The sequence below is a fragment of the Ruegeria sp. F12 genome (assembly GCF_056533885.1).
This window is the reverse complement of sequence record NZ_JBQFOV010000003.1, coordinates 265,505-286,516: the sequence shown is the minus strand read 5'-3', so window position 1 is coordinate 286,516 and position 21,012 is coordinate 265,505. Positions and strand designations below refer to the sequence as shown.

23 protein-coding genes are annotated in these 21,012 nt (G+C 59.4%); 12 read left to right on the top strand and 11 right to left on the bottom strand.

Annotation, left to right across the window (positions count from 1 at the left end; translation table 11 throughout):
* The 5 genes from ACR0CA_RS06110 to secG form a co-directional block, all read right to left on the bottom strand.
* Positions 1 to 438 carry a tellurite resistance TerB family protein gene (locus ACR0CA_RS06110; RefSeq protein WP_170769364.1) on the bottom strand — a complete coding sequence of 146 codons (438 nt, stop codon included), beginning with the start codon at positions 436 to 438 and terminating at the stop codon, positions 1 to 3.
* Between the two features lie 20 nt (positions 439 to 458).
* Positions 459 to 908 (bottom strand): tellurite resistance TerB family protein, encoded by a 450-nt coding sequence (locus ACR0CA_RS06105; protein WP_170769836.1) that lies wholly within the window; start codon positions 906 to 908, stop codon positions 459 to 461.
* A gap of 103 nt (positions 909 to 1,011) precedes the next feature.
* The gene (locus tag ACR0CA_RS06100) at positions 1,012 to 1,779 is read right to left on the bottom strand and encodes an isocitrate lyase/PEP mutase family protein (RefSeq protein WP_480897788.1); all 768 of its coding nucleotides are present in this window, start codon (positions 1,777 to 1,779) and stop codon (positions 1,012 to 1,014) included.
* 94 nt (positions 1,780 to 1,873) lie between these two features.
* Complete coding sequence (locus tag ACR0CA_RS06095; RefSeq protein WP_170788437.1) at positions 1,874 to 3,517, bottom strand: CTP synthase; 1,644 nt, start codon at positions 3,515 to 3,517, stop codon at positions 1,874 to 1,876.
* A gap of 161 nt (positions 3,518 to 3,678) precedes the next feature.
* Positions 3,679 to 4,044 carry a preprotein translocase subunit SecG gene (secG, locus tag ACR0CA_RS06090; RefSeq protein ID WP_170788438.1) on the bottom strand — a complete coding sequence of 122 codons (366 nt, stop codon included), beginning with the start codon at positions 4,042 to 4,044 and terminating at the stop codon, positions 3,679 to 3,681.
* A 150-nt stretch (positions 4,045 to 4,194) separates the two neighbouring features.
* Here secG and nthA point away from each other — a divergent pair, with 150 nt between their 5' ends.
* From nthA to ACR0CA_RS06065, 5 genes are all read left to right on the top strand, one after another.
* Entirely contained in the window at positions 4,195 to 4,809 is a 615-nt protein-coding gene (gene nthA / locus ACR0CA_RS06085; protein ID WP_480897884.1) for a nitrile hydratase subunit alpha, read from the top strand.
* A complete protein-coding gene (gene nthB, locus ACR0CA_RS06080; protein WP_170784344.1) occupies positions 4,806 to 5,483 on the top strand; it encodes a nitrile hydratase subunit beta in 678 nt (225 codons plus the stop codon). The genes nthA and nthB overlap by 4 nt, the downstream gene beginning before the upstream one ends.
* A complete protein-coding gene (locus ACR0CA_RS06075) occupies positions 5,480 to 5,815 on the top strand; it encodes a nitrile hydratase accessory protein (protein ID WP_237215747.1) in 336 nt (111 codons plus the stop codon). Before nthB ends, ACR0CA_RS06075 begins: the two co-directional genes overlap by 4 nt.
* Positions 5,816 to 6,028: 213 nt before the next feature.
* On the top strand, positions 6,029 to 7,324 hold the full coding sequence (locus ACR0CA_RS06070) for an adenylosuccinate synthase (RefSeq protein WP_170784345.1): 1,296 nt from the start codon (positions 6,029 to 6,031) through the stop codon (positions 7,322 to 7,324).
* Positions 7,324 to 7,566, top strand: a complete 243-nt coding sequence (locus ACR0CA_RS06065; RefSeq protein ID WP_170784346.1) for a DUF2842 domain-containing protein — start codon at positions 7,324 to 7,326, stop codon at positions 7,564 to 7,566. The genes ACR0CA_RS06070 and ACR0CA_RS06065 overlap by 1 nt, the downstream gene beginning before the upstream one ends.
* Positions 7,567 to 7,581: 15 nt before the next feature.
* On the opposite strand, the gene ACR0CA_RS06060 is transcribed toward ACR0CA_RS06065, so the two are convergent.
* Positions 7,582 to 8,127 (bottom strand): N-acetyltransferase family protein, encoded by a 546-nt coding sequence (locus ACR0CA_RS06060; protein WP_480897785.1) that lies wholly within the window; start codon positions 8,125 to 8,127, stop codon positions 7,582 to 7,584.
* A gap of 165 nt (positions 8,128 to 8,292) precedes the next feature.
* Entirely contained in the window at positions 8,293 to 9,966 is a 1,674-nt protein-coding gene (locus ACR0CA_RS06055; RefSeq protein ID WP_480897784.1) for a hypothetical protein, read from the bottom strand.
* A gap of 123 nt (positions 9,967 to 10,089) precedes the next feature.
* On the opposite strand from ACR0CA_RS06055, the gene ACR0CA_RS06050 reads away from it, so the two are divergent.
* On the top strand, positions 10,090 to 10,797 hold the full coding sequence (locus ACR0CA_RS06050) for a thiamine diphosphokinase (protein WP_170788443.1): 708 nt from the start codon (positions 10,090 to 10,092) through the stop codon (positions 10,795 to 10,797).
* Here the strand turns inward: ACR0CA_RS06050 and ACR0CA_RS06045 are convergent.
* From ACR0CA_RS06045 to ACR0CA_RS06035, 3 genes are read right to left on the bottom strand one after another with little or no spacing between them, the layout of a single operon-like run.
* The gene (locus ACR0CA_RS06045; RefSeq protein WP_480897782.1) at positions 10,742 to 11,656 is read right to left on the bottom strand and encodes a DMT family transporter; all 915 of its coding nucleotides are present in this window, start codon (positions 11,654 to 11,656) and stop codon (positions 10,742 to 10,744) included. The genes ACR0CA_RS06050 and ACR0CA_RS06045 overlap by 56 nt on opposite strands.
* Positions 11,657 to 11,701: 45 nt before the next feature.
* Positions 11,702 to 13,075, bottom strand: a complete 1,374-nt coding sequence (locus ACR0CA_RS06040; protein WP_170788445.1) for an L-serine ammonia-lyase — start codon at positions 13,073 to 13,075, stop codon at positions 11,702 to 11,704.
* A gap of 1 nt (position 13,076) precedes the next feature.
* Positions 13,077 to 13,778, bottom strand: a complete 702-nt coding sequence (locus ACR0CA_RS06035; protein WP_480856690.1) for a glutathione S-transferase family protein — start codon at positions 13,776 to 13,778, stop codon at positions 13,077 to 13,079.
* Between the two features lie 168 nt (positions 13,779 to 13,946).
* Here ACR0CA_RS06035 and rpiA point away from each other — a divergent pair, with 168 nt between their 5' ends.
* The 6 genes from rpiA to ACR0CA_RS06005 all read left to right on the top strand — a co-directional run bounded on the left by rpiA (position 13,947) and on the right by ACR0CA_RS06005 (position 20,105).
* Positions 13,947 to 14,732 carry a ribose-5-phosphate isomerase RpiA gene (gene rpiA / locus ACR0CA_RS06030; RefSeq protein WP_480897781.1) on the top strand — a complete coding sequence of 262 codons (786 nt, stop codon included), beginning with the start codon at positions 13,947 to 13,949 and terminating at the stop codon, positions 14,730 to 14,732.
* A 102-nt stretch (positions 14,733 to 14,834) separates the two neighbouring features.
* Positions 14,835 to 16,193: a glutathione-disulfide reductase gene (gene gor, locus ACR0CA_RS06025; protein WP_480503044.1), complete on the top strand. Its 1,359-nt coding sequence runs from the start codon at positions 14,835 to 14,837 to the stop codon at positions 16,191 to 16,193.
* 72 nt (positions 16,194 to 16,265) lie between these two features.
* A complete protein-coding gene (hflK, locus tag ACR0CA_RS06020) occupies positions 16,266 to 17,408 on the top strand; it encodes an FtsH protease activity modulator HflK (protein ID WP_170788449.1) in 1,143 nt (380 codons plus the stop codon).
* Positions 17,408 to 18,286, top strand: a complete 879-nt coding sequence (gene hflC, locus ACR0CA_RS06015) for a protease modulator HflC (RefSeq protein WP_170788450.1) — start codon at positions 17,408 to 17,410, stop codon at positions 18,284 to 18,286. Before hflK ends, hflC begins: the two co-directional genes overlap by 1 nt.
* Positions 18,286 to 18,480 carry a DUF2065 domain-containing protein gene (locus ACR0CA_RS06010; RefSeq protein WP_170769382.1) on the top strand — a complete coding sequence of 65 codons (195 nt, stop codon included), beginning with the start codon at positions 18,286 to 18,288 and terminating at the stop codon, positions 18,478 to 18,480. Before hflC ends, ACR0CA_RS06010 begins: the two co-directional genes overlap by 1 nt.
* 185 nt (positions 18,481 to 18,665) lie before the next feature.
* Positions 18,666 to 20,105 (top strand): Do family serine endopeptidase, encoded by a 1,440-nt coding sequence (locus ACR0CA_RS06005; RefSeq protein ID WP_170769838.1) that lies wholly within the window; start codon positions 18,666 to 18,668, stop codon positions 20,103 to 20,105.
* 217 nt (positions 20,106 to 20,322) lie between these two features.
* Here the strand turns inward: ACR0CA_RS06005 and ACR0CA_RS06000 are convergent, their stop codons facing one another.
* Entirely contained in the window at positions 20,323 to 20,991 is a 669-nt protein-coding gene (locus ACR0CA_RS06000; RefSeq protein ID WP_480897780.1) for a Crp/Fnr family transcriptional regulator, read from the bottom strand.
* Positions 20,992 to 21,012: the final 21 nt, after the last annotated feature.

The following is a 21,012-nucleotide window of genomic DNA, read 5'->3' as shown; positions in this document are numbered from 1 at the left end:
TCACGACTTGGCGGCCTTTTGTCTGGCCAGCGCAGAATCCACATCGCTGACGCCAAGCAAGCTAACCACAAGTCGTAGCAGCGAGTCCTCCTCGCCGGTGCGGTGCCCATCAGCCAGCGCTACAGACCAGAGCGCCTGTACGACGGCCAGACGGTCGTCATAAGCCACGGCTTCTTTGATGGCGCGGGTAAAGCGCACGGTATCGGGGGCCTCGGACTCAAGGTCTTCGGCGCGGGCGCGCAGACCGGCCGCCTCGAACGGGGACAGGCCATAGCGTTCGGCGGAAATTCGGTCGATTCGCGCCATTTCGCTGTCGGCATAGTCATTGTCAGACCGCGCGATGCGCACCAGCAGCGCCGTTAGGGCAAGGCGGGCATCATCATCGACAAGTGGGTCGGGCTGGGGCTGCGTGAGCCGGGACAAGAAATCACTGAACATGGGTCAGATATAGATTGGGCCTAAGCCTCTTCCAAGCGCCTTTGCACCCGTTCGCGGGCTGTCTGGCTGTCATTATAGCTGAGCCCCATCGAAATACGGGCCTCTTCCACGATTTTCATCTCTCCCTCATCTGACTTTCCGTCGGCCAACACGACTTCCCACAAGGCGTCAAGCGCGGCGAGGCGTTCGTGCAGATCTGTGGTTTCGCGGATCAGCTTGCCGAACGTGTCGGTTTCTGGCGCGGCAGCGTGTAGCTTTTCGCAGGTGGCGCGAACCTTGGCGGCCTCGATCGCGTTATGCTGATAGAGCCGCGCAAGAATGCGGTCGATCAGGCTGATCTCTTCCAGTTTATAGTCCCGGTCCGCTTGCGCGACCCGCACCATCAGAGCCCCAAGGGCCAATTCGGCATCGGGGTCGGGCAGGGCATCGTGTTGGGGCGGGCGAAAGGCCTGAAAGAACTTTTTCAACATAGCGTGAGGATATTCCATATTTTGTAGTCCGCCAAGCACGGACTACAGGTCATAGCCTCAAATTGACATTTCTTTGCCGGGCGTCGCCCTGCGTGGCGGGGCGTCAGCCCAAGGCCGCTGTGGCCTGTTCCTGTAGCCACGCCACCATTTTGCGATAGGGCACAGGGCCATAGCTGATCCGCGCAACCCCCAGCTTGGCCAAAGTTGCGGTGTCGGGAGTGCCGGGCAGTGCAATGATGTTCACCGGCAGATCCGTGGCCTCACACAGGCGACCGATCATTGCTTCATCCTTTAAACCGGGGGCAAAGAACCCGCTGGCACCTGCATCAGCATAGGCTTTGGCTCGGGCGATGGCATCGTTCAGCATCGCGCCGTCATGGGTGTCCGGCTGCGCCTTAAGGAAGATATCGGTCCGCGCGTTGACAAAGGCTGGGATACCGGCGGCGTCACAACCCGCGCGCATCGCGGCCACGCGGGTCGCCTGCGTTTCGATGTCAAACAGGTCCTTGGTCCCGACGATCTGATCCTCGAAATTGAACCCGATGACCCCGGTTTCCAGCGCGCGCTGCACGTTGTCCGAAATGCCCTGCGCATCCGTGGCATAGGCCCCTTCGAAATCCAGCGTCACCGGAAGGTCCACCGCACCGATGATGCGCCGAGCGTTGTCCAACACATAATCCATGGGAATGTTCTGACCGTCCCCGAAACCCTGCGCCATCGCAACTGGTGCGCTGCCCGTGGCCAATGCTTTGGCCCCGGCGTCCTGCACGGCCTTGGCGCTGCCCGCGTCCCAGATATTGTAGAGGATCACCGGATTGCCCTTTTGATGCAGGGCGGCAAAGGTCTTGGCGCGGGTGGTTTGATCGGTCATGGCAGGGCTCCTGTCTTGAAATTTGAAGACAGTTAACCCTGCAATAAGGCGTTTCGAACAGAAAAATCGAAAGCGCCCCTCACTTTGAGGTGACTTAGACCAGACGCGACGTCTCTTTCGCAGCGCGTACGAAGTCGCGGAACAGAGGGTGGGGCTCAAACGGTTTGGATTTGAGCTCGGGGTGGTATTGAACCCCGATGAACCATGGATGATCGGACCATTCGACAATCTCGGGCAGACGGCCATCGGGTGACATGCCCGAGAATTTCAGGCCCGCTTTTTCTAACTTATCCCGATATTTGATGTCGACCTCATAGCGGTGACGGTGACGTTCTTCGATATTTGAGCCGCCATAAACCTCGGCCACCTTGGACCCATCCGCCAGAACCGCATCATAAGCGCCCAGACGCATGGTGCCGCCCTTGTCGTCGCCAACTTTGCGTTCGACCTTGTGGTTGCCCTGCACCCATTCTTTCAGGTGGTACACCACGGGTTCAAAACGCTTTTTCCCGGCCTCGTGGTCGAATTCTTCGGACCCGGCCTCGGTGATGCCTGCTGCGTTGCGGGCGGCCTCGATCACAGCCATCTGCATGCCCAGACAAATGCCCAGGTAAGGCACCTTATGTTCACGCGCATATTGCGCCGCTTTGATTTTGCCCTCGGTCCCACGCTCGCCAAAACCACCGGGTACGAGGATCGCGTGGAAGCCCTCTAAATGCGGGGCGGCGTCTTCGGTGTCGAAAACCTCGGCATCGACCCATTCGACCTTGACCTTGACACGGTTGGCCATGCCGCCGTGGGTCAGCGCCTCGGCAATCGACTTATAGGCGTCTTCCAACTGGGTGTATTTGCCGACAATGGCAACTTTGACCTCGCCTTCGGCGTTGTGGATGCGGTCGCTGACATCTTCCCATTTGGCCAGATCGGGTTTGGGGGCCGGGCTGATCTGGAACGCGTCCAGAACAGCCTGATCCAGACCTTCGCGGTGATAGGCCAGCGGAGCGTCATAGATGGTGCTGAGGTCCTGCGCCGCGATCACGCTGTCCGGGCGGACGTTGCAGAACAGGGCCAGCTTTTCACGTTCTTTCTTCGGAATCGGGCCCTCAGAACGGCAGACCAGAATATCCGGCGCCAGACCGATGGAGCGCAGTTCCTTGACCGAGTGTTGGGTCGGCTTGGTTTTCAACTCGCCCGACGCTTTGATGTAGGGCAGCAGTGTCAGGTGCATAAACATGCACTGACCGCGCGGCTTGTCCTGACTGAACTGACGAATGGCCTCAAAGAAGGGCAGGCCCTCGATATCGCCCACGGTGCCGCCGATTTCGCACAGCATGAAATCGACCTCATCCTCTCCAATGGCGATGAAATCCTTGATCTCGTTGGTGACGTGCGGGATCACCTGAATGGTCTTGCCGAGGTAGTCTCCGCGACGTTCTTTCTCGAGCACGTTAGAGTAAATCCGACCCGAGCTCACCGAGTCGGTCTTGCGCGCAGCAACACCTGTAAAACGTTCATAGTGGCCAAGGTCCAGATCGGTCTCGGCCCCGTCGTCGGTGACGAACACTTCGCCATGTTCAAATGGCGACATCGTGCCGGGGTCAACGTTCAGATAGGGATCCAGCTTGCGCAGGCGAACCGAGTAGCCCCGCGCCTGCAACAAAGCGCCCAAAGCCGCCGAAGCCAGCCCTTTGCCCAAGGACGAAACCACACCACCGGTGATGAAAATAAAACGCGCCATGTTGTTCGGCTAGCTCCCGTGAGACGTCAAAATCAGCTGCCCGACGGTTTACGAAAAACCGCTGCATCACGGGACTTCACATATAAAGGATTCGCGCCCATAGCGCAAGAGAACCGCAAGATGCTGTTGCAGTTCTCTGTCAGATTTCTAGGTTTTGTGGCTTAATCCGCTTGCGGGATCAGCGGCGCATTGTCGCCCTGCGCCGGAGGCAGCAGATCATCCGCCGACGGAACCGCCGGTGCGCTTTCTTCGGTTGCGGCCGGGGCAGGGACGCCCAAACGGTCAATGACTGAGCTGCCCGAGGATTTCTGCGCCGCAATGATCGTCAGCGTGATCGAGGTGACGATAAAGCACGCCGCCAGAATCCATGTGACCTTGCTCAGCGCAGTTGCGGCAGCGCGTCCGGTCATGGCGCCACCGCCACCGCCACCCATGCCAAGGCCACCGCCTTCAGACCGCTGCATCAGGACGACGGCGATCAGGCCCAAAGCCAGAAGAAGATGGATGATGAGAACGACGTTTTCCATGGTGGTCCTGTACAGCGTGGCGTGTATCGCGTGGTACTTATGCAAGTTTGGGTCCGGGGGCAAGACACGAGTTTCCATCACCTCTGGTGATGTGTGATATCACGTCAAAGGGACTGGACAGACTGGCGGATCGTGACGCAACCTGCGGCCATGCCACATGACGATCACGGCCACCCGCACGCGCTGTTGCCGCCGGAACCTGCGCTTCGAGTAAAGGCGCTGGAAACGATTCTGACCCGCAAGGGTTTGATTGATCCGGCGGCTTTGGATGAAATCATCGACACCTATCAGAACAAGATCGGCCCTCAGAACGGGGCGCGCGTTGTCGCCAAGGCCTGGGCGGCCCCCGAGTTCAAGCGCGCCTTGCTGGAAGATGCAACGCCAGTTGTCGCCGATCTGGGGTTTTACGGGCGTCAGGGCGAACATATCGTGGTCGTGGAAAACACGCCCGAGCTGCACAATATGGTCGTGTGTACCCTGTGCAGTTGCTATCCGTGGCCGCTGCTGGGTATTCCGCCGGGCTGGTACAAATCCGATGCCTACCGCGCCCGCGCCGTGCGTGAACCACGCAAGGTTCTGGCTGATTTCGGCGTGTCTCTGCCCGATGACACCGCCATTCGCGTCTGGGACTCAACGGCTGAGATTCGGTATCTGGTTCTGCCGATGCGTCCTGAAGGCACAGAAAGTCTGTCCGAGGACGAGCTGACTGCCCTTGTTACCCGCGACAGCATGATCGGCACCGGTCTTCCCAAGGTGCCCGCATGACCCGCGTTCACGATATGGGCGGGCGGTTCGGGGATGGCTCAGTTATCCCCGAGGCGGAAGATGCTCCAGTTTTCCCGCAGGAATGGCATGGGCGTGCTCTGGCCGTAACTTTGGCTGCTGGCTTCCTGGGGCAATGGAATATCGACATCTCGCGCCATGCGCGCGAACGTCTGTCACCAAAGGACTACACACGGTTTTCCTACTACGAGAAATGGATTTCGGGCTTGGCCGACCTCTTGATTGAACGGGGTGTCCTGACGTTGGAGGACCTAAAAGGCGGGAACGGTGACACCCCCCATCCGTTGGCGTCGCGAGCCCTGAAAGCAGAGAACGTCAGCGCTGCGCTGGCCAAGGGCGGCCCTGCGGACCGCCCGTCCAAGGTTGCTATGCGTTTCCAGCCGGGACAGGCCGTTCGCACGGCGCACCCATCCGCCAACCGCCTGATCGACGGTGGGCATACTCGGCTGCCAATTTACGCGGCCGGTGCGCAAGGCCGGATATTGCGCCTCCATGGGACACATGTTCTACCTGATTCCAACGCGCATGGATTAGGGGAAGCGCCCGAACCCCTCTACGCGGTGGCCTTCGCGGCATCAGAACTTTGGGCAAACCCGGAAAACCCAAAGGACGAGGTCGTACTGGATCTCTGGCAAAGCTATCTGGAGCCCGCATGACCGACTGCGTCGCACACACAGCGCCCGAACCCGTTTTCGCCGAGCCCTGGCACGCACAGGTCTTCGCGGTGACTGTCGCATTGAATGAAGCAGGCCGATTCGAATGGCCAGATTGGGCCACCCGATTTTCCGCGACACTCAAGCGGCGGGGGCTTTCGAAAGAGTTGGATGGCGGAGACGACTATTTTCGAGCGTGGCTGGACGCGCTTGAAACCCTGTTGGAAGACGCCGGAGAGGCCGATGCGCAAGATATCAGCGAAGTGTTGGCAGCTTGGGAAAATGCCTATCTGACTACGCCGCACGGACAGCCAGTCAAATTGGCAACCGGGTAGGGGGCTCTGCCCCCGTCGCCCGTTCCGGGCGACTCCCCCGGGATATTTTGGGCCAGATGAAGCAGGGGATCCGCTCTTCATCTGGCTATAAATATCCCCGCTGGAGGCACCGCGCGCAGCGCGGTTCGAAGCTGCGGCGAATTATCGGTTTCCCTGTTGCTGACACATCGCTATACGAGCCGAGTTTGATTACTCAGCGCAAAAGGACCTGTTATGGCCAATGTGGTTGTTGTCGGCGCCCAGTGGGGTGACGAAGGAAAAGGCAAGATCGTCGACTGGCTCAGTGAGCGGGCGGACGTGATCGCGCGCTTTCAGGGTGGGCACAATGCCGGTCATACACTGGTTATCGATGGCGAGGTCTACAAACTGCACGCTTTGCCGTCCGGCGTAGTCCGAGGAGGCAAGCTGAGCGTGATCGGCAATGGTGTTGTGTTGGACCCTTGGCATCTGCTCAAGGAGATTGGGACCATTCGCGCGCAGGGTGTCGATATCTCTCCTGAAACACTGATGATCGCCGAGAATACACCTTTGATCCTGCCAATTCACGGCGAGTTGGATCGGGCACGCGAGGAAGCCGCAAGCAAGGGCACCAAGATTGGGACCACTGGTCGTGGGATCGGCCCGGCTTATGAGGATAAGGTGGGGCGCCGATCCGTTCGTGTTGCTGACTTGGCCGATGAGGCAACGCTCGAGGCGCGCGTCGACCGGGCGTTGCAGCATCATGATCCGCTGCGTAAGGGCTTGGGGATCGAGCCGGTTGACCGCGACGCGCTGATTGCGCAGTTGAAAAACGTCGCGGCGGAGATCCTGCCCTTCGCCGCACCGGTCTGGAAAGTGCTGAACGAAAAGCGCAAGGCCGGTAAGCGTATTTTGTTCGAAGGGGCACAGGGGGCTTTGCTGGATATCGATTTCGGCACCTATCCGTTTGTGACCTCGTCCAACGTGATTGCCGGTCAGGCGGCAACGGGTGTGGGTATCGGGCCGGGATCGATCGATTTTGTGCTGGGCATTGTCAAAGCATACACGACCCGTGTTGGCGAAGGTCCGTTCCCGACCGAACTGGATGATGCCGACGGTCAGCGCTTGGGCGAGCGGGGCCATGAATTCGGTACCACCACGGGGCGCAAGCGCCGCTGTGGCTGGTTTGATGCCTGTCTGGTGCGTCAGACCTGTGCAACCAGTGGTGTGAACGGCATCTCGCTGACGAAACTGGACGTTCTGGACGGGTTCGAGACCTTGAAGATCTGTGTTGGGTACGATCTGGACGGTGAACGTCTGGACTACCTGCCCACCGCTGCGGATCAGCAGGCGCGTTGCAAGCCCATTTACGAAGACATGCCGGGTTGGAGCGAATCCACTGAAGGCGCGCGTAGCTGGGCGGACTTGCCTGCCAATGCGATCAAGTATGTGCGCCGGGTCGAGGAACTGATCGAATGCCCTGTGGCCCTTTTGTCCACCAGCCCGGAGCGGGACGACACCATTCTGGTGACCGACCCGTTTGCTGACTGATGAGCAGCGAGGAAAAGCCGGGCCTTAGCTATAAGGCGCGGCGTAGATGGTCTCTGGTTCTGCTGCTGGTGGGACTGCCAGCCTATATCGTGGCGGTTGTGACGGTCGTGAACTGGCTTGATCGACCGCCGATTTGGTTAGAACTTCTGGTCTATGTGGTTCTGGGCGTGCTCTGGGCTTTGCCGTTCAAATTTGTGTTTAAGGGTGTTGGCAAGGAAGACCCGGGTAACACACAAGATTGACCGTCAATACCGACCTCACCTTCGAGGCCAACTGAGAATTGCACGGGCGAATGCATGGTATTCTCCGGAGATTTCTTCAGCCAGGCTAAAGGGTGAAGGCCATGGCGTCGCCAGTGTTGCTTCGATCTGGCCTGTGATTAGTTTCAATTCTGCTTTGTGCTTGGCTGCCAGACGACGCATCTTTTGGTTGGTGGCAAGGCACAGCATGTGGACTTCGTTGATCCCGCGATTGCGTGCAGCGGTAAGGAGGCGGGAGAGCAACCCGTCTCCAATGCCCCTGTCTTGCCAGCCAGTTTCAACAGTTAGCGCGACCTCTGCTACGTAGTTCAGGCTGTCCGGAACAGCCCGAAGTTCCCCTACGCCGCGCAGTCGTGAATCCGGGAAAGCCCCAAAAATCAACGCCGCATCATCAAAGATACCGGAAAGATAAGCTTCAACGAATTCTGTGCTGACCGGCGCGCCGAAACGCGATGTCAGTGCGTCATTATCCAATGATTTGAAGTGGCTTTCGATTTTGGGCCTGTCATAGGGCCTCAGACGGCGAATCGGAAGTTCATACATGGCGCGACCTCTGTTTGAACCGAGGGAAAAGTGCCTGGCGTATTGGTTCAAACCTAGCATAATTCTGCGGTGCAGCATAGCAGGACGCTAGGTACTTTCAGTTTAGTGCTCAAAAAAGGGCCAGAGGAATTGCTCTGGCCCTTCTGGTTTTAGTTTTTTTGGCGATCAGCCCGCGGCGCGTTCGTCGTCGTCGGGGCGGAAGCCGATATCAGTTGAGGCTGCAAACCGGCCACCACCGGCTTTTTCGATTTTGCCGTCGCGCAGCAATTGACCGAATGAGCGCAGGCTTTCCTCGCGGTTGAAATCCGCCTGTTGGAGCGACCGGATTTTGTTCATCAATTGCGGACGCGAGAACTGCTCCTGACCTTCGATAAAGGACAGATAGGATGCGGCGGCTTCCAGAAGGTCGGGCAAGGACTGGGCGCCCTGTTCTTGTGCGAAAAGGGCAAAGCCGCCTTCTTCGCCCGCCTGAGCATCCTCAGATGAAGACACGCGGCGCGGCGTGACGGGGGCTGCCTCAGGGGCATCCGCGTCGATACGCTGCTCGGCGACCAGTTTCAGCGGGGCCATCTTATCTGATTGCGGGCGCGTGCCGGTGACCTGAATGTCCGGCCGGCGTGGGCTGACCGATGCGGTCAGATCACGATAGACGCTGTCATCAGATGTTTCTTCGGCTTTTGGCTTGTCCTTGCGCTCGGCTTCGGTCGCGGCCACTGCAGCGCGCAGGTGCGAGTATGTCTCGCGCTGATCTGTGGTTGCCGGGTCCTCCATCTGGACATCGGCTTTGTCCATAAGACGCGAAACGTCCTGGTCCAGGCTTCCGGTATCCGAGGCAGAGTCCGCCGCGCGTCGGGCAAGAAAAGCCTCGACATTCGAAATCTCGCTCAGCAGGTCTTCTTCATCGTCGGCAGTCAACACCCCTTCCTCTTGGGTGGTGTCGTCCTCCGGCATATCCATGGCTTCCTCGTCCTCCTGCAGCAGGTTGACGGGATCGTTTTCTTCCATGGCATCGGCTTCGGGTGTCAGGTCTTCTTGCGCTGCTTCCTCGGCCTCTTCAACCATCGCGGCAGGCTGAATTTCTTCTTCCGGCTCACCATCAGAGACTTCGGTTGGGGCTGCTTGGACTTCTTCTGCAGGTTCACCGAATTCGGTGCTCAGGGTATCGTCGAAGACCTGCTCAGTTTCTTCAGGCGCATCTTCGACAATCTCATCTTCGGCCAAGGCTTCTTCGATCGCGGCCACGGCCTCTTCCGGGGATTCTTGCGGTTCGGTATCGGACGCTTCGCCCAAATCCTCGGCGGTTAGCGAACCAGCTTCGAATGCTGCGGCCACAGCGTCCGACGGTCCGGCCGCCGCCTTCATCAAGGTCGTTTCTTCATCCTCGGAATAGATGACGGTGTTTTCTTCCGAATGGGAAACGACCGCGCGGATGCGTTGCAGTTTGGCGGCGATGCTGTCGGCGGCGGGGGTGGGCGCGTCTTCGACCTCGTCCGCTTCGGTAGCCACCGGATCGGGTTGAGACGGTACAGGCTCAGGGTCGGCGGTGGGCGTGGGTGCGGTGGCAATCGGGGCGGGTGCGGGTTGTTCAGTGGCACGCAGCAGCAGGCCCGAGTCATTCTGGCTGGCTTCCACCCGGCGCGCGACATCGCGCTGAGCGATGCGGGCCAGCATCTCGGCATCCGGTTGCGGGGGTTCTGACCCGAAGTAACGATCCTCGGCGGCAAGGTCGCGGAAATATTCTGCGATTGCCTTCATTGTCTCGAAGGAATCGTCAAAGCCTTCCAAAGTGCATGAGAAGGTTCCGTATGAAACGGTCAAAACCTTGTTATTCTGTACCATCAGACGCACGTCCTTTACAAACTACGAGAGCCAACCCGCCCGGCGATGGGCATACCCATTGGCCCTGAACTATGCCAATCAGCCTATCATTTTGTGGTTTCAATGTGTCCAAATCCGGGAAAAATGATCAATCTTAGAAAAAATACGGGAATTGTACGCTGTGATGGGCCAATAACGCTAGTCGGCGGCGGAGAAATCAACCCAAAGGACATCGAACTGGCGCTGATTCGCGCCGAAACCTGCGTTGCAGCTGATGGAGGGGCTGCGCCACTGCTGGATGCGGGGGTCATTCCTGACGCGGTGATTGGCGATTTTGATTCGCTTTCAACAGACCACAAGGCCCAGATTCCTACGGATCGGTTGTTTCCTATTCGTGAACAGGACAGCACGGATTTCGACAAGGTTCTGCGCAATGTGGCGACGCCGCTGGCGCTGGGTATTGGGTTTCTAGGCGCGCGTCTGGATCATCAGCTTGCGGTGCTTAACGCTCTGGTTCGGCATCAGGATCGTCCGTGTGTCCTGTTGGGCGCGCAGGAAGTGGTGTTTCACGCGCCCCCCCGGATCACATTGCCTTTGGCGGTGGGACAGACTGTGTCATTGTTTCCATTGCGGCGCATAACCGGGCGCAGTCAGGGGCTGGAATGGCCGATTGACGGGTTGGAACTGGCCCCGGATGGGCAGGTCGGGACCTCAAACCGCGCACTGGCGGATGTGACACTGGAAATGGAGGGGCCGGGGCTGCTGGTGATGGTGCCTCGGGATGCGTTGGATCAGGTTATGCGGGCGTTTCTGTCGGGGCGGACCGGGCGCTGGCCCGCTCTCGCAGAATGACGAAAAGTCCGGCAGCGATGGTGATGGCGATCCCGATGGCCGCGATGCCGTCGGGCAGGTCGTGGAAGATCAGCCAGCCGAACAGGGTGGCGACAGGGATTTCCAGATATTGCATCGGGGCCAGTGTGGCCGAAGGCGCATAGCGCAGGGACCACGTCATGAACAGATGCGCCACGGTGCCTAACAGACCGATAGCCCAGAGAAGCGCATAGGTGCCATCGGCGGGTTGGGCGAGCGACAGTTCCCACACGCCTGCGGCGGTTCCGATCAGCAGAAACGGCAACATCAAGACCGTTGCCATAGTGCCGGAAACGGCTTGCAGAACAATCGGGTCGGTCTCTTTCGCAATGTGCCGTGTGACCAGCATGAACAGCGAAAAAACCACGGCAACCACCAGCGGCAACAAAGCTGCAGCGCCGACTTGTACAAAGCTGGGCTGAATCACCAATAGCGTACCGATAAACCCGACGATACAGGCGATCAGGCGGCGCAGGCCGACCTCTTCCCCCAACACGAATTTGCCCAACAGCAACATGATGAAGGGCATGACAAAGGCGATGGCTACTGCGTCTGCCAGCGGCAGATATTGCAGCGAGGTGAACATCGCGCTGATTCCGATGATGTGCAGAACGGTGCGCAGCAAGGTCAGACGCACCACGCGCCCGGTCATCCGCCAGACCCGTCCCGTCAGGGCGACCAGCGGCACAAGCACCAGCGCCTGCACGGCGAAGCGCACAAAGACCAGCATGGCTACTGGGGTCGTCTCGCCCAACAGCTTGGCCATCGCATCGCCCGCCGGGGCGAGGACGCAAAAGCCAAGCATCAACATGATGCCAAGAACGGGACGATCCTGAGTCATGGGCGGCACGCTACGGGGTTTGCGCCGCCGATGAAAGCGCCTGTCTCAGCAGTTCGGGACGTTTACAGCCAAACCGCCCAGCGAGGTTTCTTTGTACTTCTCGTGCATATCGTGCCCGGTTTGGCGCATGGTCTCGATCACCGCGTCAAGCGGGACAAAATGATGCCCGTCCCCGCGAAGCGCCAGAGACGCGGCTGAAACCGCCTTGATCGCCCCCAATCCATTGCGTTCGATGCAGGGGACTTGAACCAGCCCGGCGACCGGGTCGCAGGTCATGCCAAGGTGATGCTCCAACGCGATTTCAGCGGCGTTTTCTACCTGTTCCGGCGTACCGCCCATCACCGCGCACAAACCTGCGGCGGCCATGGCTGAAGCGCTGCCGACCTCGGCCTGACATCCGGCCTCGGCCCCCGAGATCGAGGCGTTGAACTTGACCAGACCGCCAATAGCGGCGGCAGTCAGAAGAAAATCCTCAATGCGGCTTTCAGAGGCACCTGGCACGTGATCCAGGTAATAACGCAGCACCGCCGGCAGCACGCCCGCCGCGCCATTGGTGGGGGCGGTGACGACTTGACCCCCAGCGGCGTTCTCCTCGTTCACGGCCATGGCGTAAACGCTCATCCAGTCGTTGATTGTGTGCGGGGCGTTCAGGTTCATGCCCCGCTCGGCTTGCAGCGCGTCATGGATGCCCTTGGCGCGGCGGCGCACATGCAGGCCACCAGGCAGGATGCCATCGGTGTTCAGACCACGCTCGATACAGTCGTTCATCACCTGCCACAGGCGCGCGGTGCCCTTGGCGAAACTGTCCGCGCACCCGCGCGCGATCTCGTTGGCGCGCTTCATTTCGGCGATGCTTTTGCCACTGGCTTTGGCCATGTCAAGCATCTCGACTGCGGATTTGAAGGGGAAGGGCACCGGGTCGCCTTCGTCGGTCGCCTTGCCCTCGGCCAGTTCCTCTTCGGTCAAAACAAAGCCGCCGCCGATCGAGTAATAGACCTGCCGCAGAATCACATCGCCCTGTGCATCTGTGGCCATCAGGATCATGCCGTTGGCGTGGCCAGAAAGGTTGTGTTCATAGTCAAAGACCAGATCAGTCTTCGGATTGAACTCCAGCGTCGGCAGCCCCTCGGGCGTGACGCTATGCATTTCGTTGATCGTGGCCAGTGCGGCCTCGGCCTTTTCGTGGTCATAGGTGTCAGGCACAAAACCGGCGAGGCCCAAAATGGTGGCGCGGTCGGTGGCATGGCCGACACCGGTGAACGCCAGCGATCCGTGCAAAGACCCGCGCAGCCCCGAAAATTCGAACGGAGAGGCGCGCATCTGGTCCAAAAACCGCGCGGCGGCCACCATCGGCCCCATAGTGTGCGACGAGGACGGGCCGATGCCCACTTTGAACATATCGAAGACAGACAGGAACATATCAGGTAGCAGAGCCTTCTGGAGGGTTAGCGTAAGTCGGGGCGGTGAAGGGCGTGGCGCCCAACCCCTCGGCCGCGATGGCGGCGCGGGTTGCGGGACGGGCTTCCAACTGCATCACGATGCGTTGCAAGTGAGGAGTATCAGCCAGTTGATACCAACTGCGATCCGCCTTGGCAGGATAGAGCGCCATCCAGCGCATCTGGCAGGCCAAATAATAGGTCAAAACCGACGGGCTGTCAGGATGCAGCCAGTTCGGAGTGCTTTGGGCCAGCGTATCCAGCAATTTCAGGTGATGCCGAAGGCGCGGGCGGATACCAGCGCGGAGGGTGTCGGCCTGTGCCGCGTCGATATATTTCTCGGCATAGAATAAAATGCGCAGATCTGCGTGCAGCGTGTTCGAAGCAAAGAACATCCATTTCAGAAACGCGGCCCGCTCGGGATCGGTGGCAGCGGGGGCCAACTGCCCATGGGTGTCAGACAGCCACAGCAGAATAGCGGCTGTTTCGAAAATCGGGCCCTGCGGCGTTTCCAGCACCGGGATCAGCCCGTTCGGGTTCAGCGCGCGATAATATGCGCTGTCCTGCGCGTTGCGGGTGCGATCCACCAGCACGGTCTCGAACGGCAGGTCCATCTCGGACAGTGCCAGCCGGATCACCAGCGAGGCGTTGTCGGGGGCATAGTGCAGGCGATAGGGCGCAGTCATGAAACCTATCTATACCTTACATCATTTTCCCAAAGCCCCGATTGCGACGTTTCCAATCGGAAACGCGTAGTTTCGCGACGCGTTGGCCCGCGTGGTTCTGCAATTCGCTCTCGCAGTTGGCGCGGGCATTCCGTATACGTTGCCTCAGTAAGACAGGGGAATGCCGCCATGACCGCAGAAATGTCACCGATCGACCGGGCAAAATACGTGGCCGCGCGTCGGGCCGCCGATCTGGTGCAGGACGATATGCGCGTGGGGCTGGGGACCGGGTCCACCGCCGCCTGGATGGTGCGCCGTTTGGGCGAACGGGTGCAGGAGGAAGGCCTGAAGATCAAGGGCGTTCCCACCTCGACCCGGACTGCGCAACTGGCGCGTGAGGTCGGGATCGAGGTCGTGTCTTTGGATCAGGCCGGATGGCTGGATATGACCATAGACGGCGCGGATGAGTTCGATCAGGAGATGAACCTGATCAAGGGTGGCGGCGGTGCGCATTTGCAGGAAAAGATCGTCGCGACGGCCAGCGATCAGATGGTGGTCATCGCCGATGCCGGGAAAGAGGTTGAGACCCTTGGCGCTTTCCCCCTGCCGCTTGAGGTCATTCCTTTTGGCTGGCAGACCACGCGCACTCTGGTCGAAGAGGTTCTGGATACGATGGATGTTCTGGGTACTTCGACCGCTTTGCGGATGGATGGGGACGTGCCCTTTGTCACGGATGAAGGCAACCATGTGCTTGACCTACATCTGCACCGTATCGGAAACGCCCGGCAGCTGGCTCTGGTGCTGAATCAGGTGCCCGGCGTGGTCGAAAACGGGTTGTTCATCGACATCTGCGACAAGGTGGTGATTGGCCATGGCGATGGCCGGGTCGAGATCAGGGATATCAATGAGGGCACGACCGAAACAGAGCAACCTTCCGACAGCGATGAGAACCTGTTTTTGGACATTGCGGACTGATCCGAATGATTTCTTCACAAAATCCGGCCCATCAAGGGTTGGCAGTTTTGCAATCGACCCCAGATAAGCAACGAAATTTGGCCTGACAAAAAGGAACTCGGGATGAGCTTTGACTATGATCTTTTCGTCATCGGCGGAGGCTCGGGTGGAGTCCGCGCCGCGCGTGTCGCGGCGGGTGAAAACGGGGCCAAGGTGGCGCTGGCCGAGGAAGATCGCTATGGCGGAACCTGCGTTATCCGGGGCTGTGTGCCCAAAAAGCTGATGGTTTTCGCCAGTGAGTTCTCGGGCATGGTGGGTGACGCGCAGGCTTACGGTTGGGATATCCAGCCCGGCGCGTTCGACTGGAATACGTTCCACGGCAAGCTGGTAACAGAACTGGATCGGCTGGAAGGCATCTATCGCAACATCCTGAAGAACAACGGCGTGGAAAGCTTTGACCAGCGGGCCACCGTGGTGGATGCGCATACGGTTGAACTGGCCGATGGCACCCGCAAGACCGCCAAGCATATCCTGATCGCCACCGGCGGTCGCCCGGTTGTGCCTGAGTTTCCGGGATCAGACCTCGCCATCACTTCAAACGAGATTTTCCACCTGCCGAAACTGCCCGAAAACATCCTGATCGTGGGCGGCGGCTATATCGCCAGCGAATTTGCAGGGATCATGAATGGGCTGGGCGTCAAGACCACGCAATTCTATCGCGGTGAACAAATCCTTCGCGGCTTTGACCAAGAGGCCCGCGATTTGATCTGCAACGAAATGCGCGCAAACGGGATCGACGTGCGCCTGGGTACCAATGTGGTTGAAATGGCCAAGGATGGCGACAAGATCCGTGTCAAAGCCACCGACGGGACCGAGGATCAGTTCGACGTGGTCATGTACGCCACCGGTCGCGCGCCCAATGCCGACAATCTGGGGCTTGAGGCCGTGGGTGTTGAACGCGGCCGCAAGGGTGAGATCATCGTGGATGAATACAGCCAGACCGGCGTGCCCTCGATCTATGCCATCGGGGATGTGACTGATCGTGTAAACCTGACCCCGGTTGCGATCCGCGAGGGCATGGCCTTTGTGGAAACCGTCTTTAAGGGCAACCCGACGCCCGTGGATCATGACCTCATCCCCACCGCCATTTTCACGCAGCCCGAAATGGGCACCGTGGGTCTGAGCGAGGAGGAGGCCGCCGCGCAGGAACCGGTTGAGGTTTATGCGACCTCTTTCAAACCGATGCAAAAGGCGTTTGCAGGCGGGTCCGACAAAGTGATGATGAAGCTGATCGTTTCTCAGGCGACACGCAAGGTCCTGGGTTGCCACATAGTCGCGCCTGGCGCGGGTGAGATGATCCAGCTGGCGGGCATTGCCGTAAAGATGGGCGCAACCAAAGAAGATTTCGATCGCACGGTCGCCGTTCACCCGGTCATGGCCGAAGAACTGGTGACAATGCGTCAACCTGTGCGCACTGCTTGATTTGCAACCTCGCGCACACAAGTTACAAGGGAACCCGTGATCACACGGTCCAACACAAGGGAAAAGATACATATGGCGGGCAACAGCGGTGGCCCCTGGGGGGGCGGAGGCTCCTCGGGCGGCGGAGGAAATCGGGGTAACAACGGGAACGGGCAACGCCCACCCGAAGGCGATGGCCCGCAGATCCCCGAGATCGACGATCTGGTAAAAAAGGGGCAGGAACAGCTGCGCGTCCTGATGGGCGGTCGCGGCGGTTCGGGCCGAGGAAGCAATGGCAAGGGCGGCGGCGGTGGTCCGCTGTTTACGAAGGGGACCGTGCTTATCGGTCTCGTCGTTGGTGCTGTGCTTTGGGGCGCGGCCAGCTTTTACACCGTCAAACCCGAAGAACAGTCGGTTGAACTGTTTCTGGGCGAATTCTCATCGGTCGGAAATCCCGGCCTGAACTTTGCCCCTTGGCCGTTTGTCACCGCCGAGGTTATCCCGGTCACTCGGGAACAGACCGAAGACATGGGCGGAACACGCGGCAGCGACGATGGGTTGATGCTGACTGGGGACGAAAACGTGGTCGATATCGACTATCAGGTCGTCTGGAACATCAGCGACCCCGCCAAGTTCCTGTTCAATCTGCGCGATGCGCGTCAAACGATCCGTGCGGTGTCTGAGTCGGCCATGCGTGAGATTATCGCACAAAGTGAGCTGGCACCGATCCTGAACAGGGATCGTGGTGTGATCGCAGAACGCCTGCAAGAGCTGATCCAATCAACAATGGACAGCTATGATTCCGGCGTAAACATCATCCGTGTGAACTTCGACAAGGCCGACCCGCCGCAGGACGTGATCGCCGCCTTCCGCGACGTTCAGGCCGCGGCGCAGGAACGTGACCGTCTGCAAAATGTGGCGGACGCTTATGCCAACCGCGTGTTGGCGGAAGCGCGCGGTGAAGCCGCGCAGGTGCTGGAGGAGGCTGAAGCCTATCGCGCCCAGCAGATCAACAGCGCCATGGGTGAGGCCAGCCGCTTTAGTGCGGTTCTGGAAGAGTATTCCAAAGCACCCGACGTAACCCGGAAGCGCCTCTATCTGGAACGGATGGAGCAGGTTTTGGGTGACGTGGACAAGATCATTCTGGACGAAAACTCGACCGGTTCGGGGCAGGGCGTTGTGCCGTACCTGCCGCTAAATGAACTGCGCCGCAATTCTGGGCAGGAGAGCAACTGATGCGTAAATCACCAATTATTCTAGGTGCAGTTGTCTTGTTGGTAGTGGGCATCCTGTCCTCTATTTTCATCGTGGATGAACGTGAACGGGCGTTGGTCCTGCAATTCGGACGCGTGGTTTCCGTCAAGGAAGAACCCGGTTTGGCCTTTAAAATTCCGCTGATTCAGGAAGTTGTGCGCTATGACGACCGTATCTTGTCGATCGACGTGCAACCGCTTGAAGTGACGCCTCTGGACGATCGCCGTTTGGTGGTCGATGCCTTCGCGCGCTACCGGATTTCGGATCTGGAGCAGTTCCGTCAGGCGGTCGGTGTCGGCGGCATTCCGGTGGCAGAGGATCGTCTGGACCGTATCCTCCGCGCTGAAACGCGGGAAGTGCTGGGGTCGGTCTCGTCCCGTGACATCCTGAGCTCCGACCGTGCAGCGTTGATGCTGCGCATCCGCAACAGCGCGATTGCCGAAGCGCGGGCGCTGGGCGTGAACGTGATCGACGTACGCCTGAAGGCGACGGACCTGCCGCAGGCCAACCTGAACGCGACCTTCGACCGGATGAAGGCCGAGCGAGAACGTGAAGCGACCGACGAACGTGCCCGTGGTAACGAGGCTGCCCAGCGTGTGCGCGCGCAGGCCGACCGGACCGTGGTTGAACTGGTGTCGGACGCCAACCGTGAGGCCGAGATCATCCGCGGTGAGGCTGACGCCGAACGAAACGCGATCTTCGCCGAAGCCTTCGGCAAAGACCCGGAGTTCTTCGAATTCTACCGCTCGCTGTCGGCATATGAACGTGCGCTGGGCGGTGGCAACAGTTCGATGGTGCTGAGCCCGGATTCCGAGTTCTTCAACTACCTCAAATCGCCTACAGGGCAGGCAGCCCAGTAATGGGTATGATCCTTCTGGCCTTCGGGCTGGTACTGATTGTCGAGGGGCTGGCCTATGCGCTGGCCCCTTCGCTTATTGAACGCATGTTGGAAGCGTTGCGCAGCCTGCCCGAACAGGCGCGGCGGCTGGCCGGATTGCTGTGCGTGGTCTCGGGCCTGGTGCTGCTTTGGGCCGCGTATCAGGTCGGGTTTTAATACAGCCTTTTCACTTGCAGGTGATTTCCCCGCGATCCTCAGTTGCGGGCTTGGCTAAACCGACTACATTGGTTGTCAAGAAGGTCCGCCTGCGGGCGATCCACCGTGTAGTGACGACAAGGAGTTCCCAAGTGCAGGCACAAGCGCGCAGTATTTCCGTCCGGCGGGACGAGGTTGTTGGTTTCATGCGGCTGATGTGGTTGGCCATTGCCGGGATGGTTCTGGTTCTGGCCCAAACCGTCGCCGCGCAGGCGCGCGGGGAAAGCCTTGCGCCTCTGGCTGAAAAGATCAGCCCGGCGGTGGTTAACATCACCACTTCAACCTTGATCGAAGGGCAATCCGGGCCGCAAGGCATTGTGCCCGAGGGCTCTCCGTTTGAAGATTTCTTTCGGGAGTTTCAGGATCGAGAGGGTGATGACGACAACCGCCCGCGCCGCAGCAACGCGCTGGGTTCGGGTTTTGTGATTTCCGAGGATGGTTTCATCGTCACGAACAATCACGTGATTGCCGAAGCCGATGAAATCCTTGTTGAATTTTTCCCCGGCGACGGTCAACCCAAGAAAGAGCTGCCTGCAAAGGTCATCGGCACTGATGAGAAAACCGATATCGCACTGCTTAAGGTCGAGGCCTCGGGGCCACTGCAATATGTGCAGTTCGGCGATAGTGATGTGGCACGTGTGGGCGATTGGGTGATTGCGATGGGCAACCCGCTGGGTCAGGGCTTTTCGGTTTCAGCCGGGATCGTCTCGGCCCGCAATCGTGCGCTGAGCGGGTCCTACGACGACTACATCCAGACCGATGCAGCGATCAACCGGGGTAACTCGGGTGGGCCGCTGTTCAATATGGATGGAGAGGTCATTGGTGTGAACACAGCGATTCTGTCGCCCAATGGTGGCTCAATCGGGATTGGTTTCTCGATGGCGTCGAATGTGGTGATCAAGGTCGTGGATCAACTGCGCGAGTTTGGTGAGACCCGCCGTGGTTGGCTGGGTGTACGCATTCAGGACGTGACCGAGGATATGGCCGAAGCCATGGGTCTGGAAAAGCCCGGCGGTGCGTTGATCAGTGATGTGCCGGACGGCCCAGCCAAAGAGGCTGGCCTGCTGGCGGGCGATGTGATTCTCAGCTTTGATGGTGTTGAGGTTGAAGACACGCGCGGTCTGGTGCGGCAGGTCGGTGAAACTACGGTGGGCAAATCTGTCCGCGTAGTTGTGCACCGTGATGGCGGCACGCAGACCGTTCTGGTGACATTGGGCCGCCGTGAGGATGCCGAGCGTTCCGGTGGGAGTGAAGAAGAACCTGCAGAGGAAGCTCCGGTCGAGGAAGACGCGGATATTCTGGGCCTGACGATCTCGCCGTTGACTGAGACGCTGCGCACCGATCTGGAATTGGATGCTGACGCTGAGGGACTGGTTGTAACAAATGTGGATGAAGCCTCGGAAGCTTATGCCAAGGGCCTGCGGGCGGGTGATCTGATCACCGAAGCCGGTCAGCAGAAGGTCGCGTCGATTCAGGATCTTGAGACGCGCATGGACGAAGCACGCGAAGCGGGCCGCAAGTCGCTGTTGCTGCTGGTACGGCGTGGTGGCGATCCACGTTTTGTAGCACTTAGCCTGGGCGAATAACCTGCCTTTCAGATTGCAAGAATGGCCGGGGTCTGCACCCCGGCCTTTTTTTCATACACCGGAAATGAGAAGAGCCGCACACCGGGGAAGGCGTGCGACTCTGATACAGGGAGAGGTCAGTGGACAGATATCGGGGATGATTCTCTGACCTCCTACGGTAACAGTTATGAAGATAGTCTTAACGACTACACAGGTATGTGAAGCAGGTCACAGCGGATCAGATAAGATCGGAATCCGCCAGTTCTCGAAGCGCGTCAAAGTCGTGGATCATCAACCCGCCCCGCGATGCCTCGACCACCTTGTCGCGCTTCCACGTCGAGATGGTCTTCGATACGGCCTCGCGCGTGGCGCCGACAAACTCGGCCAACTCGCTTTGCGAGAGGGACAGACGGCTTGAGGGGTCCTCTTGCAGGTCGGTCAGGTGCAGCAGCTTGCGGGCCAGACGGATCGGCATGGGCAGGAAAACCTGTTCGTTCAACTGGGACCCCATCCAACGCATCCTGAGACCGGCCAAACGGATCATATCAACTGCCAAATCCGGGTGTTGTCGGATTTGGTTCATCACATCTGCGCGCCGCACCCGCAATACGCGAGAAGGCTCGGCGGCGGCAATGGTCGCTGTACGCGGACCGCTGTCGAACAGCGCTATCTCACCAAAAACTTCGCCGGGTTTCATCAGGGTCAGCGACAGTTTGCGACCGCTCATCGCCAGAAAGGACACTTCGAGCGTACCGGCGAGAATGGCGTAGAGCGCATCGCCCTCATCGCCCTGTTCAAACAATGTCTCGCCGTCATCAAGCGAGATTTCGGTCGCCTGTGCCGACAGCATCGCGCGCAGACGGTCGGATGCTTCGGCCAGAAAACCGGTATTGGGAAAGGCCGTCATGTGGATGTGGTGCTCCGGCTG